This window comes from Streptomyces sp. NPDC096339, assembly GCF_044762985.1.
Taxonomy (GTDB): Bacteria; Actinomycetota; Actinomycetes; order Streptomycetales; family Streptomycetaceae; genus Streptomyces.
In genome coordinates this window covers 20,880-33,607 of sequence record NZ_JBIWFI010000014.1, presented here as the reverse complement: position 1 = coordinate 33,607, position 12,728 = coordinate 20,880, and the positions used below count along the sequence as shown (strand labels likewise).

General features: G+C 71.2%; 15 protein-coding genes. 3 read left to right on the top strand and 12 right to left on the bottom strand.

What is annotated here, in order from left to right; translation table 11 throughout:
- Nucleotides 1-70: 70 nt before the first annotated feature.
- Together ACIQ5Y_RS19625 and ACIQ5Y_RS19620 are read right to left on the bottom strand one after the other, a co-directional pair.
- Complete coding sequence (locus tag ACIQ5Y_RS19625) at nt 71-289, bottom strand: hypothetical protein (RefSeq protein ID WP_030708500.1); 219 nt, start codon at nt 287-289, stop codon at nt 71-73.
- A 349-nt stretch (nt 290-638) separates the two neighbouring features.
- Entirely contained in the window at nt 639-920 is a 282-nt protein-coding gene (locus ACIQ5Y_RS19620; protein ID WP_403881567.1) for an acylphosphatase, read from the bottom strand.
- A 137-nt stretch (nt 921-1,057) separates the two neighbouring features.
- On the opposite strand from ACIQ5Y_RS19620, the gene ACIQ5Y_RS19615 reads away from it, so the two are divergent.
- A complete protein-coding gene (locus ACIQ5Y_RS19615; protein WP_403881564.1) occupies nt 1,058-2,008 on the top strand; it encodes a CAP domain-containing protein in 951 nt (316 codons plus the stop codon).
- A 42-nt stretch (nt 2,009-2,050) separates the two neighbouring features.
- On the opposite strand, the gene ACIQ5Y_RS19610 is transcribed toward ACIQ5Y_RS19615, so the two are convergent.
- The gene (locus tag ACIQ5Y_RS19610) at nt 2,051-2,656 is read right to left on the bottom strand and encodes a flavodoxin family protein (RefSeq protein WP_403881561.1); all 606 of its coding nucleotides are present in this window, start codon (nt 2,654-2,656) and stop codon (nt 2,051-2,053) included.
- Between the two features lie 127 nt (nt 2,657-2,783).
- Between ACIQ5Y_RS19610 and ACIQ5Y_RS19605 the strand changes: the two genes are divergently transcribed.
- Nucleotides 2,784-3,191 carry a winged helix-turn-helix transcriptional regulator gene (locus tag ACIQ5Y_RS19605; protein WP_403881558.1) on the top strand — a complete coding sequence of 136 codons (408 nt, stop codon included), beginning with the start codon at nt 2,784-2,786 and terminating at the stop codon, nt 3,189-3,191.
- On the opposite strand, the gene mutM is transcribed toward ACIQ5Y_RS19605, so the two are convergent.
- The 9 genes from mutM to ACIQ5Y_RS19560 all read right to left on the bottom strand — a co-directional run bounded on the left by mutM (nt 3,164) and on the right by ACIQ5Y_RS19560 (nt 12,170).
- A complete protein-coding gene (mutM, locus tag ACIQ5Y_RS19600) occupies nt 3,164-4,024 on the bottom strand; it encodes a bifunctional DNA-formamidopyrimidine glycosylase/DNA-(apurinic or apyrimidinic site) lyase (protein ID WP_403881555.1) in 861 nt (286 codons plus the stop codon). The genes ACIQ5Y_RS19605 and mutM overlap by 28 nt on opposite strands.
- A 137-nt stretch (nt 4,025-4,161) precedes the next feature.
- Entirely contained in the window at nt 4,162-5,007 is an 846-nt protein-coding gene (gene rnc, locus ACIQ5Y_RS19595) for a ribonuclease III (RefSeq protein WP_403881552.1), read from the bottom strand.
- A gap of 19 nt (nt 5,008-5,026) precedes the next feature.
- On the bottom strand, nt 5,027-5,200 hold the full coding sequence (gene rpmF, locus ACIQ5Y_RS19590) for a 50S ribosomal protein L32 (protein ID WP_003965982.1): 174 nt from the start codon (nt 5,198-5,200) through the stop codon (nt 5,027-5,029).
- 2 nt (nt 5,201-5,202) lie between these two features.
- Nucleotides 5,203-5,913, bottom strand: coding sequence for a YceD family protein (locus tag ACIQ5Y_RS19585; RefSeq protein WP_403881549.1), 711 nt, complete (start codon nt 5,911-5,913; stop codon nt 5,203-5,205).
- Nucleotides 5,914-5,982: 69 nt separating this feature from the next.
- Complete coding sequence (locus ACIQ5Y_RS19580; protein ID WP_403881546.1) at nt 5,983-7,077, bottom strand: cell division initiation protein; 1,095 nt, start codon at nt 7,075-7,077, stop codon at nt 5,983-5,985.
- A gap of 115 nt (nt 7,078-7,192) precedes the next feature.
- Entirely contained in the window at nt 7,193-7,672 is a 480-nt protein-coding gene (gene coaD, locus ACIQ5Y_RS19575) for a pantetheine-phosphate adenylyltransferase (RefSeq protein ID WP_384594215.1), read from the bottom strand.
- A gap of 14 nt (nt 7,673-7,686) precedes the next feature.
- Entirely contained in the window at nt 7,687-8,265 is a 579-nt protein-coding gene (rsmD, locus tag ACIQ5Y_RS19570) for a 16S rRNA (guanine(966)-N(2))-methyltransferase RsmD (protein ID WP_403881543.1), read from the bottom strand.
- 43 nt (nt 8,266-8,308) lie between these two features.
- The gene (gene recG, locus ACIQ5Y_RS19565) at nt 8,309-10,516 is read right to left on the bottom strand and encodes an ATP-dependent DNA helicase RecG (RefSeq protein ID WP_403881540.1); all 2,208 of its coding nucleotides are present in this window, start codon (nt 10,514-10,516) and stop codon (nt 8,309-8,311) included.
- A gap of 16 nt (nt 10,517-10,532) precedes the next feature.
- Entirely contained in the window at nt 10,533-12,170 is a 1,638-nt protein-coding gene (locus ACIQ5Y_RS19560; RefSeq protein ID WP_403881537.1) for a DAK2 domain-containing protein, read from the bottom strand.
- 240 nt (nt 12,171-12,410) lie between these two features.
- Here ACIQ5Y_RS19560 and rpmB point away from each other — a divergent pair, with 240 nt between their 5' ends.
- Nucleotides 12,411-12,596, top strand: coding sequence for a 50S ribosomal protein L28 (gene rpmB / locus ACIQ5Y_RS19555; protein ID WP_007266795.1), 186 nt, complete (start codon nt 12,411-12,413; stop codon nt 12,594-12,596).
- Nucleotides 12,597-12,728: the final 132 nt, after the last annotated feature.

Genomic DNA, 12,728 nt, shown 5'->3' with positions numbered 1-12,728 from the left:
GGAAGAAGGGACGCCGGAGCGTCCCTTGCAGATCATGCCGGGCTCGGAGTCGAGCGACGAGTAGCGCGGATCAGGTGAGCGCAGGCTCCGCCTGGGGTACGTCGATGTCGATGCGGTCCAGCAGCGAATCTCCGTCGTGCTGGGCGGCGGCCGCGTTCAGCGCGTCATTTTCGGACTGAATCCGTACGAGCTCGGACTCGAGGTCCTGGACGCGCTGCTGAAGCCGTCGCATCTCGGCGAGGAGTCGCGGGTCGGAACCGCCGACGTAACCGAGAAGCGCCTTTGCCATGATGGATGGTCCTCCACACTGAGTGACCGACCGAAGCGGTGTGGGTCGTGAGGGAATCGCACCCGCGGATGTCCGACAGCGACTGACAGTCACTGCGCTTAATACTGCCAACACTGCCAAACAGCTCAGGTGCGCGGGGCTTCCAGCGTCTCACCAAAAAGTTTGACGGTCAACACGATCACGCCCCGTATCGGCGGGCAGCCCGGCCCGCGCAAGGGGCGTGGAGATCATCCTCGTCTCCGAGCCTTCCACGGATCACGGGCTTCGGCAACGTCTCGGCGAGGAACGCGCAGTTCCGACCGTATGCGGTCGCTCCTCGGGTGTGATCAGTACATGATCAGTCGATCGGTCAACGGATCGCGAATCCGTCGTAGCCACCGCGCGGTGTGCCCCAGATCTCTGTCACTCCGTCCACCTGCCCGGGCGTGTCGGCGGAGCGGAGCCAGTCGAGCAGCCGGTGGCAATTCTCACGTTGACCCTCGGCCACCACCTGCACTCGCCCGTCGTCGAGGTTGAGCGCGAAGCCTACGAGCCCGCCGATCCCCAGAGCGTTCTCCCTGGTGAACCAGCGGAAGCCCACTCCCTGTACACGGCCGCGCACCCAGGCGGTCAGGCGGACATCTTCATTCATGCGTGAACGCTAACCGGGCAAACGATTTTGGAGCACATCGCCCCCCTTGTCCCATGGCGTACAGTCGCGCACCAATGAGCTCACCCGTTCGGGCGAGCAAACAGCGATCGTGATCTTACAAGGAAGGCCCGACGCCGATGGGACGCCACGCTCTCCCCTCCGCACCGCGCCCCGGTGGCGCGCGCCGCACCGCCCTGCGCACCGGTCTTCTGGGTGTCGCGGTGGCAGTGACCCTCGGCACGACGGCGATCACGACCGGCATGGTGCCGGTCGGCGGTTCCTTCCCTTACGTGGGGGTCAGCGCCACCGCGGACGCCGGCGAGGGGCAGGCCCAGGCGAAGGCCTCGCCGAGCCCCGACCGGTCGGCCCAGCCGCTGGGCGGCCTCGCCCACCTGCCCGGCCGCGCCCCGCAGCCCCAGAGCCCCTCCCCCACCGGGAGCGCCTCGGTCTCGCCCTCCGCCCCGGCCTCCCCCTCGGCCTCGACCTCGGCCTCGACCTCACCGTCGCCGTCGGTGTCGAGGAGCCCGAGCCCGTCCGGCTCCCCCTCGCCGAGCGGCACACCGAGCGCCGCGCCTTCCACCAAGCCCGTCGCCAAGCCCGCCGCCAAGCCCGCCGCGAAGCCCACGACCGAGCCCGCCGCCGAGCCGGCGCCCGCCACCAAGTCCCCGGAGAAGACCGCCGCCCCGGCACCGGCCACCCCGACGGACGGGCACTCCGCCGAGGAGGCCGCCGTACTGGCCCTGGTGAACCAGGAGCGAGCCATGGCGGGATGCGGCCCGGTGCGGGCCAACCCGCCGCTGGCGACGCTCGCGGAGGCGTTCAGCAAGGACATGGCCACGCGCGCCTTCTTCGACCACACGGACCCCGATGGGCTCAGCCCCTGGGACCGGGCCGCCAAGGCGGGCGTCGGGGGCCTCGGCGGCGAGAACATAGCCCGCGGCCAGGGCGACGCCGAGTCCGTGATGAAGGCCTGGATGAACAGCCCCGGCCACAAGGCGAACATCCTGAACTGCGAGTTCCGCACCCTGGGCGTCGGCGCGTACTTCGCCGCCGGCGGCCCCTGGTGGACCCAGGACTTCGGCTTCTAGTCCGGCCGTTCAGCCGGACCCTTCAGCCGGACCTTTCAGCGGTCAGAGCGCGGCGAGTGCCGCGCGGCCCGCCACCACGACGCGGGCGTGCTCGGCCACGCGACGGCCCAGGTGCTCGGCGGTGGCGATGTCGGCCTTGTGGACGGCGTCCGCACCCTCGTCGGAGTTGGACTGGGCCGCCGCGCCGGAGAAGAAGCCGAGGCGGTTGAGGTCGTTCTCGGAGGCGGTGCTGGTGTTCCAGCCCGGCTTCAGGCCCAGGTTGACCCAGCTCATGCCGTGCTGTGCGGCGAGGATCTGGAAGAACTGCAGGGTGTGCAGCTTGTCGCCGCTCTTGGAGCCGGAGTTGGTGAACCCGGCGGCCACCTTGTCCTGCCAGGCGTCGCCGAACCAGCGCTTCGAGGTGGCCTCGGCGAAGACGTGGAAGGCGCCGGAGGCGGTGCCCATGTAGGTCGGCGAGCCGAAGACGATCGCGTCGGACGCGTCGAGCAGCGCCCACTGGGCGTCGTCGATCTCGTCCACCTTGATCAGGTGGACGGTGGCCCCGGCCTCGGCGGCGCCGCTGCGCACGGCCTCGGCCACGACCGCGGTGTGGCCGTAACCCGAGTGGTAGGCGATCGAGACGACGGGGGCGTGCGTGATACCGGACAAGGTGATCTCTCCCTCGGGAAGCGTTCTCGTCGGACCACGAGGTGTGGTGCGACGAGAAGAAGCAAAGCACTAACTTTCAGAAAGCGCAACCTAATGGTTAGCGCTGTGGAGGAGTACGCTATTCCTCATGGACACACCTGCCGTCTGTACCGAAGCCGCCGGGACCGAGCCACCGTTCGACGTCTTCGCGCGCGCCTGCCCCTCCCGCGAGACCCTGGAACACGTCACCGGCCGCTGGGGCAGCCTGACCCTGGGCGCGCTGCGCGAGGGCCCGTGCCGCTTCAACGAGCTGCGCCGACGGGTGGAGGGGGTCAGCGAGAAGATGCTCTCCCAGACGCTGCACGCGCTGGAGCGCGACGGCGTCGTCCACCGCGAGGCGCAGCCGACCAACCCGCCCCGCGTCGACTACCGGCTGACCCCGCTCGGCACCGAGGTCGCCGACCGGCTGCTCTCCCTCATCCACTTCCTGGAGGGGAACATGACCCAGGTGCTGTCCGCCCGGCAGTCCTACGACGAAACGCGCGGCGGCCGCTGACAGCGCGGGCAGAAGTAGCTCGACCGGTTCATCCACGGCCGGCGCCGCATCGGCGTACCGCAGCGGCGGCAGGGCTCGTCCTCGCGCCCGTAGGCGTCGAGCGAGCGGTCGAAGTACCCCGACTCGCCGTTCACGTTGACGTAGAGGCTGTCGAAGCTGGTGCCGCCGACCGCGAGGGCGGCGTTCATGACATCGCGTACGTGACCGAGGAGTTCCGCGCTCCGGGGGCGCGTGAGGTTCGCGGTGGGGCGCTCGTAGTGCAGCTTGGCGCGCCACAGCGCCTCGTCGGCGTAGATGTTGCCGACCCCGCTGATCAGCGACTGGTCCAGCAGCGCCCGCTTGACGGTGGTCCGCTTGGCCCGCAGCGCGAGATGGTAGGCACCCTCGTCGAACAGCGGGTCCAAGGGGTCCCGGGCGATGTGCGCGATGACGTCGGGCAGCCCGTCGGGCGTGTTCTCGTGCAGTGAGAGCCCGCCGAAGGTCCGCTGGTCGACGAAGCGCAGCTCCGTCCCGCGGTCGTCCTCGAACCGGACCCTGATCCGCAGGTGCTTCTCGTCGGGGGCGTCCAACGGCTGCACGAGCAGCTGCCCGCTCATGCCGAGGTGCCCGAGAACCGACTGGTGGCCGCCCTCCAGGGGCAGCCACAGGTACTTCCCGCGCCGCTGCGGCACGCCGATCGTCTCCCCGCGCAGCCTCGCCGCGAAGTCGGCCCCGCCACCCGCGTGGCGCCGTACGGCCCTCGGGTGCAGGACCTCGACGGCCTCCACGGTCCGCCCGGCCACCCAGCGCTCCAGGCCCCGCCGCACGACTTCGACCTCGGGCAGCTCGGGCACGGTGTTCCTCCGGGGTTATCGGATCGGGCTCTCTCCCGTGAGCGTACCGACCAGTGCGGAAGGCCCCGGAAACGGGTCCGCCCCGCCGCCTGCTGCGCAGGTGACGGGGCGGGGGAAGCCCGAAGGCCAAGGAAGGGTCAGGCACCCGGCGCCGGTTCGGCGGGCTTCGGCGCCCCGCCGTCCGCGGCCTCGGCCGGAGCCGTGGCTTCGGCCGGAGCGGCTGCGGCAGCGGCCTCGGCCGCGATCCGCTCGTCCGCGGCGGCACGGATCCCGCGCCACGCGGACTCCGCCGCCTGCTGTTCCGCTTCCTTCTTGCTGCGGCCGGTGCCGGTGCCGTACGAGACACCACCGACGCGGGCGGCAGCGGTGAAGGTCTTCTCGTGGTCCGGACCGGTCTCCGTGACCAGGTATTCCGGTACGCCAAGACCTTCGGCGGCCGTGAGCTCCTGGAGGCTGGTCTTCCAGTCCAGGCCGGCGCCGAGGTTCGAGGACTTCTCGATGAGCGGGTCGAAGAGCCGGTGCACCAGCTCCGAGGCCGCGTCGAGGCCCTGGTCGAGATAGACCGCGCCGATCACCGCTTCAAGGGTGTCGGCGAGGATGGAGGCCTTGTCCCGGCCTCCCGTGCCCTCTTCGCCCCGGCCGAGCCGGATGAAGGAGCCGAGATCGAGGCCGCGTCCGACCTCCGCAAGTGCGCGCGAGTTGACCACCGCGGCCCGGAGCTTGGCCAGCTGGCCCTCGGGGAGATCGGGGTGGGTCGTGTACAGCGTGTCCGTGACCACCAGGCCCAGCACGGAGTCCCCGAGGAACTCCAGGCGTTCGTTGGTGGGCAGACCGCCGTTCTCGTACGCGTACGAACGGTGGGTCAGTGCACGCACCAGAAGGGCGGACTCGAGTCGATACCCGAGCCGCCCTTCCAGAAGCGTGTGGGACGAGGCCGCGTTGTTACTGTCTGCCTGCTTCTCAGCGTTGGACAGCTCAGACATTGCGCCTCTCACCAGCCGCTCAGACCTCGAGGACCTGGCGCTTGTTGTAGGTGCCGCAGCTCGGGCACGCAATGTGCTGGAGCTTCGGCTCCTGGCAACGCTCACACGAAACCAGGGTGGGGACCGCAGCCTTCCACTGCGACCGGCGGTGGCGCGTGTTGCTGCGCGACATCTTCCGCTTCGGAACAGCCACGGCTACTTCTCCTGCTTCTCGGCGGCGCCCTGAACTCCGTCAGAGGCAGTGCCGCTCATGTTGTCCTTCTCGTCGTCCTGATCGGTCACGACGAGTCCTTGCAAAGCCGCCCAACGGATGTCGACGGCGTCATGGTGGTGGTCCGGGTCCTCGTTCAGGCTGAGCCCGCAATCGGGGCACAGTCCGAGACAGTCCTCCCGGCACACCGGCTGCATGGGCAGTGCGAGCACCACCACATCCCGCAGCACGGGTTCGAGGTCGAACAAGCCGTCCTCAAGGTAGAGCGTGTCCTCGTCGTCCTCGGCGTCGTCGGCCGGCTCCGCCTTGGGGCGGCCCCGGTCGTCGGCGTCAGGGTACGAGAACATCTCCTGGAAGTCCGCCTTGAGCTCGCGCTCCACGGACTCCAGACACCTTACGCACTCACCTACGGCCGATGCACGAGCGGTGCCTGTGACAAGCACCCCTTCCATGACCGACTCGAGACGGAGGTTGATCTTGACCGGGGCACCTTCCGGCACTCCGATGACGCCGGTGAGACCGAAGTCCGCCGGTGCCTCGATCTCACGGGACAGCCGCTGCATGGCACCAGGACGCCGACCCAACTCGTGCGTGTCGAACACGAGGGGGTTGCGGTGGTCGAGGCGGGTGTTCAGGGCCGTTCCTGCTTTCACAGATCGCTGAAGATCAAGATTTCCGCCGCTTGAGGGCAGCATGGATCGCGGTGCATACGCGCGACCGAACAGCCAGGATACCCGCCGCTTCGCCCTGAGCCCAATCCGGGTCTAGCGCCCCTGTTCGTACTGGCGCAGCTGGTCCAGGTTGATCATGCTCGTGTCGAAGAAGCTGGTCTCGTCGAGCGCGGGCTGCCCGGGGGCCTGCGGCTGCTCTTCGTAGTGCGCGGCGTACGGGTCGGGCTGCTGGACCTGGTGGTAGCCGGCGTACGGGTCCTGCTGCTGACCGGCGTAGGGCGCCCCGTAGGCCACGCCCGCGCCGTCGGTGCCGGTGTAGGGGTCCGGGTACGCGTACGCGTCCTGCTGCCCCGCGTACGAGCCCGTGTAGGCCGCCCCGGCGGAGTCGGCCCCCCGGCCGGAGTACATGTCGTACACGGGTTCCGCCTGCGCCGGGATCTGCGGGGCCACGGGCGCCGCCGGTTCGGCCAGGCCCGCCAGGAAGTCCGCGTCGCTCGCCGAGCGGGAGGCCTGGCCGCCCGCGGCCTCCTGGGCGGCCATGTGCGCGCCCAGGTCGTCCGTGGGCACCCGCCCCAGCAGCTTCTGCCGGCCGCGGCCCACGGCCTCCAGGGTCTTGGACAGCACCGCCTCGAAGGTCGCCAGCTTGGTGTCCACGTACGCGTCCGCCTGCCGGCGCTGCGTTTCGGGGTCGTGGCTGCGCTCGGGCGCCTCGGCGTCGTCGTAGCCGTGCTCGTCGAGACCGGGGCCGCGGCCCAGCAGCTTCTCCCGGCCGCGGTCCACCGAGCCGATGGTCTTGGTCAGCACGACCTCGAAGTTCGCGAGCTTGCTGTCGACGTAGTCGTCGGCCTCGGCTCGGATCTCCTCGGCCTCGCGGCGGGCCTCCTCCAGGATCCGGTCCGCCTCGGCCTGGGAGCGCCGCGCGATCTCGGTGTCGGAGATCAGCGAACCGCGCTGGTTGTGGGCGGACTCGATGATCCGCTCCGCCTCCCGGCGGGCCTCCTCGACCATCTGCTCCCGGCCGCCGATGAGTTCCCGGGCCTGCGCGAGCGATCCGGGAAGCGCCTGGCGGACCTCTTCGAGCTGGGCGAGCAGCTCGGCGCGGTTGATCACGCACGAGGCCGACATGGGCATGGACCGGGCGCCGCCGACGGCCGCGACGATCTCGTCGAGCTTCTTCTGCACGTCCATGGGGGCTCGCACTCTCTCGGCCTCGGGCGGTTCCTGAGACGGACGGCACGACTGTAAGGCCAGCGGGTGGACGTCCGACACCGCCTGACGTCAGGTCAGGCGGCGGGCCCCGGGATCAGCGCTCGCGCAGCCGTTCCATCAGCGCCGCGTGCACGTGCGCGGGCAGCAGGTGGGCGACGTCGCCGCCCCAGGCCGCGACCTCCTTGACCAGCGAGGAGGACAGGAAGCTGTAGGTGGGGTTGGTCGGCACGAACAGCGTCTCGACACCCGAGAGACCCATGTTCATCTGGGCCATCTGGAGCTCGTAGTCGAAGTCGCTGACGGCGCGCAGACCCTTGACGATGGCCGGGATGTCCCGCTGCTTGCAGAAGTCGACGAGCAGCCCGTGGAAGGACTCGACCTCGACGTTGCCGTAGTCCGCCACCGCCTCGCGGATCAGCTCGATCCGCTCCTCGACGGTGAACAGGCCCTTCTTCGACTGGTTGATCATCACGGCGACGTGCACGACGTCGTAGAGCCTGGAGGCGCGTCCGATGATGTCGAGGTGTCCGTTGGTGATGGGGTCGAAGGACCCGGGACAGACGGCGCGGCGCAACTGAACTCCCTCGTTCATGAGTCTTCGCTGGTGAAGGCGGCGCGACCGTACCAAAGGGTGCCCTCGCCGTACTTCCGTGACCGCAGCGGCTCGAAGCCCTCGGGCCACGGGAAGGCGCCGCTCCTCGTGCTGCGCTCCACGGTGACGAGCGCATCGTCCGTGATCCAGCCATTGGACCGGAGTGTGAGGAGGATCTCCCGCAGTTCCGCGTGGTCCACGGCGTACGGCGGGTCCAGGAAGACGATGTCGTACGGGTCCCCGGGCGCGGCTCCCGCGATGACCTGCTCGGCCTTGCCCGCCCGGAACTCGGCGCCGGGCAGGCCCAGCGCCCTGATGTTGTCCCGGATCGCCTTGGCGGCCTTGGCGTCGGCCTCGACCAGCAGGGCGTGGGCGGCGCCGCGCGAGAGGGCCTCCAGGCCCACGGCCCCGGAGCCGCCGTACAGGTCGAGCACCCGGGCCCCTTCGACTCCGTGCAGCGACTCCCAGGTGGAGAAGAGCCCTTCGCGCATCCGGTCCGAGGTCGGCCGGGTGCCGGTGCCGGGGGGCACGGTCAGCCGTCGCCCGCCGGCGCTGCCGGCGATCACGCGGGTCATCTGGGGGTCCTTCGATCTTCGGGGACAACGGGCACCCCCATTGTCAGCCCTTCTCCAGGTACTGCTCCCGCTCGGTGTCCAGGAGTGCGTCCAGGGCGGTGCGCAGGCCCGGCAGCCGCTCCAGCTCCGGATCGGCGGCGACCACGCGGCCAGCCTCTTCGCGGGCCTGGGCGATGACCTCCTCGTCCTCGATGACGGACAGCACCCGCAGCGAGGAGCGCACCCCGGACTGGGCCTGGCCGAGGACGTCGCCCTCGCGGCGCGCCTCCAGGTCGATCCGGGAGAGTTCGAAGCCGTCCAGGGTCGCGGCGACGGCGGCCAGCCGGGCGCGGGCGGGGCTCGCCTCGTGCATCTCGCTGACCAGCAGGCACAGCCCCGGTGCGGAGCCGCGGCCGACGCGGCCGCGCAGCTGGTGGAGCTGGGAGACGCCGAAGCGGTCCGCGTCCATGATCACCATGACGGTGGAGTTCGGGACGTTCACCCCGACCTCGATCACGGTCGTGGCGACCAGCACCTTGACCTCGCCGGCGGCGAACCGGCGCATCACGTCGTCCTTGTCGGCCGGATCCATGCGGCCGTGCAGCACCTCCACCGACAGCCCCGCGAGCGGGCCCCGCGTGAGCTGCTCGGCGATGTCCAGGACGGCGAGCGGCGGCCGCTTCTCGGCCTCGTCCTGCGCGGAGCCCTTCTTCTTCGGTTCCTCCTCGTCTCCGATGCGGGGGCAGACCACATACGCCTGGTGGCCGTTCTCCACCTCCTCGCGGACCCGTTCCCAGGCGCGTGCGAGGAAGTGCGGCTTGTCCTTCGCGGGGACCACGTGCGTGGCGATCGGGGAGCGGCCGGCGGGCAGCTGGTCGAGGACGGAGGTCTCCAGATCGCCGAAGACGGTCATCGCGACGGTGCGCGGGATCGGGGTCGCGGTCATGACGAGCAGGTGCGGCGGCTGCTTCCCCTTGGACCGCAGGGCGTCGCGCTGTTCGACGCCGAACCGGTGCTGTTCGTCGACGACGACCAGTCCCAGGTCGTGGAACTGCACCTTGTCCTCGATCAGCGCGTGCGTGCCGATCACGATCCCGGCATCGCCGGTGACCAGGTCGAGCAGTGCCTGGCGCCGTGCGGGCATCCCCATCGACCCGGTGAGCAGCACCACCTTGGTCCCCTGGTCCGAGCCGCCGAGCATCCCTCCCTCGGCCAGCTCGCCCATCATCTCGGTGACGGAGCGGTGGTGCTGCTGGGCGAGCACCTCGGTGGGCGCGAGCATGGCGGCCTGCCCCCCGGAGTCCACGACGGCGAGCATGGCCCGCAGGGCCACCATCGTCTTGCCCGAACCGACCTCGCCCTGGAGGAGGCGGTGCATGGGGTGTTCGGTGGCCAGGTCGTCGAAGATCTCCTTGGAGACGGTCTGCTGGCCCTCGGTGAGGGTGAACGGGAGCTTGGCGTCGAAGGAGTCGAGCAGGCCGCCCGGGCTGGGGCGGCGGGGGACGGCCGGGAGCTGGGCGTCGGCGTGCCGGCGGCGGGCCAGGGCGACCTGGAGGACGAAGGCCTCGTCCCACTTCAGCCGCTGACGGGCGTCCTCCACGTCGGCCTTGGAGGCCGGTCGGTGGATCTTCAGCAGGGCCTCGGTGAGCGGGACCAGCCCCCGGCCGTCGCGCAGGGCGGCCGGCAGCGGGTCCACGACCTCCTGGGCCCTGGGCAGCACGGCGTCCACGCACTTGGCGATCTTCCAGGACTCCAGCTTGGCGCAGGCCGGGTAGATCGGGATGAGCTGATTGGCGAAGGCCGCCGCCGCGTCCCGGTCGGAGGCGTCCGCGCCGAGCGGCTCGTACGCGGGGTGGGCGAGCTGGAGCTTGCGGTTGAACATCGACACCTTGCCCGCGAACATCGCGCGGCTGCCGGGCAGCAGTTCCTTGTGCGGCTTGTGGACCCCGGCTCCGAAGAAGACCAGCTGGAGCCGGCCGTTGCCGTCGGTGATGGTGACTTCGAGGCGCTTCCCGCCGCCGCGGCTGCCCTGGTAGGTCAGCAGCCGGGCGTCGGCGACCTGGGCGACGACGGTGACGTGCTCGTCGATCTGGTCGGCGAGGTCGGCCAGCGAGGTCAGCTCACCGCGCTCGGCGTACCGCCGCGGGTAGTGGTGGAGCAGGTCCAGGGCCGTGTGCAGGCCGAGCTGCTCGGCCAGCACCTTGGCGGTGGCGGGGCCGAGCGTCTTCTTGAGGTCTTCGTCGAGCGCGGGCACGTGTTCATTGCACACCATCGCGCTGACAAGCCCGCTATTCCACCCCGATGAGCAGCGGCGCCGAGTAGCGGCCGCCCCGGTAGGTGACGGTGTCCACGGCCAGGTGCCCCTGCTGTACGTACGCCTCCAGGCGCTCGGCGAGGGCGTCCGGCACCTCGGGGCCCAGGACCAGGGTGACGAGTTCGCCGCCGGAGCCGAGCATCCGGTCCAGGACGGCTTCGGCGGTCTCGGGCAGGCCTCCGCCGATCACCGCGACGTCGCCGTCGATGAGGCCGAGCACGTCTCCGGCCTGGCAGATGCCGGCCGAGGTGAAGGACTGGCGTTCGGCGACGGCCAGTTCCCCGTAGCGGGTGGCGCCGGCGGCCGCCGTCATGGCGACCACGTCCTCGTCGAAGGTGCCGTCCCCGTCGTGCACGGCGAGGGCGGCCAGGCTCTGGACGGCGGAGCGGGTGGGGATCACCGCGACCCGAACGCCCTCGGCCCGGGCCTGGTCGGCCGCCGCGGCCGCCGCCGCCCGCAGCTCGGCGCTGCCCGGCAGCAGGACCACCTCGCGGGCGTGCGCGCGCCGCACGGCGTCGAGGAGTCCGGCGATGTCCGGGACCTCCCCGGCGCGGGCGAGCAGGGTGGTCGCGCCGGCCTCCTCGCACAGCACGGCCAGGCCTTCGCCCGGGACCACGGCGACCACGGCCCGCTGGACGCGTTCGCCGCGCGCCCTGCGCCGTTCGTCGCCGAAGTGCGTGATCCGTATCCGGTACGGGCGGCCGGCGACGACGCCGGCCTCGACGGCCGCGCCGGGGTCGTCGACGTGGACGTGGACGTTCCACAGCCCCTCGCCGCCGACCACCACCAGCGAGTCGCCCAGCCCGTCGAGCCGTGCGCGCAGCTCCTCCACCGCCGCTTCGGGCGCCTCCAGCAGGTAGACCACCTCGTAGGCGGGCCCGGCCTCCTGCTCGCAGGGCTCGGACGGCTCCGGTACGGCCACGGTCCGGCCGCGGACCTCCTCGGGGGCCGGCTCCTGCCCGGACAGCGCCTGCCACAGGGCCCCGAGTACGGCGACCAGCCCGCAGCCCCCCGCGTCGACCACCCCGGCCCGGCCCAGCGCGGCCAGCTGCCCGGGGGTCTCCGCGAGTGCGGCGCGGGCCGCTCCGTACGCCGCCCCGGCCACGTCCGCCGCGGTCCCGGCGGCGGCCCCGGCGGCCTCGCCGGCCCGTGCCGCCGCCGCGGCGACGGTGAGCATGGTGCCCTCCACGGGGTGGGCGACGGCCTGGTACGCCTCCTCCGCGGCCCGGGTCAGCGCCCGGGCCAGCAGCCGGCCGGGGGCCCGGTCCCCGGGCTCGCCGCCCAGGACGTCGGCCACGCCCCTCAGCAGCTGCGCCAGGATGGTCCCGGAGTTGCCGCGGGCGCCTATGAGCGCGCCGTGCGCGTAGGCCCGTACGGCCTGGGCCAGGGAGGCGGGCTCCGTGTCCTGCGTCACTTCGGTGACGGCGCGGGCGCCGGATTCGGCGGTGAGGTAGAGGTTGGTGCCGGTGTCCGCGTCGGCCACCGGGTAGACGTTGATCGCGTCGATGTCCTCGCGGGCCCGGCCCAGTGCGGTCAGGGCCAGCGAGCTCCAGGTGCGCACCGCTTCGGCGTCGAGCTCGTCGGCGTGCTGCGGCTGCGGCTCGTGCGGCACCGGGCGTTCCTCCTTGTGCGGGCCAGGGTTCACCGCAGGGTAACGCCGGACTGCCGGGGCGGCGGGACCCCGGGGCGGGAGCGGCGGCAGCCGTGGTAGTTTTCTTGGACGGGAGCAGTCGTTGTATGCTGCTCCGGTTGCCCGATGAGAGTCGGGCCATTCTTCCGGCAAACCACTTCAGACCTCTGATCCGGTGCGCCGGATTTCACTGTAATTGCATCTGAAGTTTTGGAGTGACCTGTGGCTGCCAACTGCGACGTTTGCGCCAAGGGGCCGAGCTTCGGCAACAACATCTCCCACTCGCACCGCCGCACCTCGCGTCGCTGGAACCCGAACATCCAGCGCGTCCGTGCCGTGGTCAATGGGACGCCGAAGCGCCTCAACGCCTGCACCTCGTGCATCAAGGCCGGCAAGGTCTCGCGCTGACGCCTCCCGTCGTAGCGCAGCCCTACCGGTTGCCACAAAAGGCCGGTTCACCTCTGGTGAACCGGCCTTTTGTCTTGCCCTGACCCCGTCGTGGGGGGGGGGCGGGCGGCGGGGCCGCCACCCCCCCCGGCG

What these genes read in the sequence shown, in the direction of transcription:
- ACIQ5Y_RS19580 (WP_403881546.1), bottom strand. Translation starts at nt 7,077, where the DNA reads ATGGACGTGCAGAAGAAGCTCGACGAGATCGTCGCGGCCGTCGGCGGC.
- ACIQ5Y_RS19625 (WP_030708500.1), bottom strand. Translation starts at nt 289, where the DNA reads ATGGCAAAGGCGCTTCTCGGTTACGTCGGCGGTTCCGACCCGCGACTC.
- rnc (WP_403881552.1), bottom strand. Translation starts at nt 5,007, where the DNA reads ATGTCTGAGCTGTCCAACGCTGAGAAGCAGGCAGACAGTAACAACGCG.
- ACIQ5Y_RS19605 (WP_403881558.1), top strand. Translation starts at nt 2,784, where the DNA reads ATGGACACACCTGCCGTCTGTACCGAAGCCGCCGGGACCGAGCCACCG.
- rsmD (WP_403881543.1), bottom strand. Translation starts at nt 8,265, where the DNA reads ATGACCCGCGTGATCGCCGGCAGCGCCGGCGGGCGACGGCTGACCGTG.
- ACIQ5Y_RS19585 (WP_403881549.1), bottom strand. Translation starts at nt 5,913, where the DNA reads ATGCTGCCCTCAAGCGGCGGAAATCTTGATCTTCAGCGATCTGTGAAA.
- recG (WP_403881540.1), bottom strand. Translation starts at nt 10,516, where the DNA reads ATGGTGTGCAATGAACACGTGCCCGCGCTCGACGAAGACCTCAAGAAG.
- ACIQ5Y_RS19620 (WP_403881567.1), bottom strand. Translation starts at nt 920, where the DNA reads ATGAATGAAGATGTCCGCCTGACCGCCTGGGTGCGCGGCCGTGTACAG.
- ACIQ5Y_RS19615 (WP_403881564.1), top strand. Translation starts at nt 1,058, where the DNA reads ATGGGACGCCACGCTCTCCCCTCCGCACCGCGCCCCGGTGGCGCGCGC.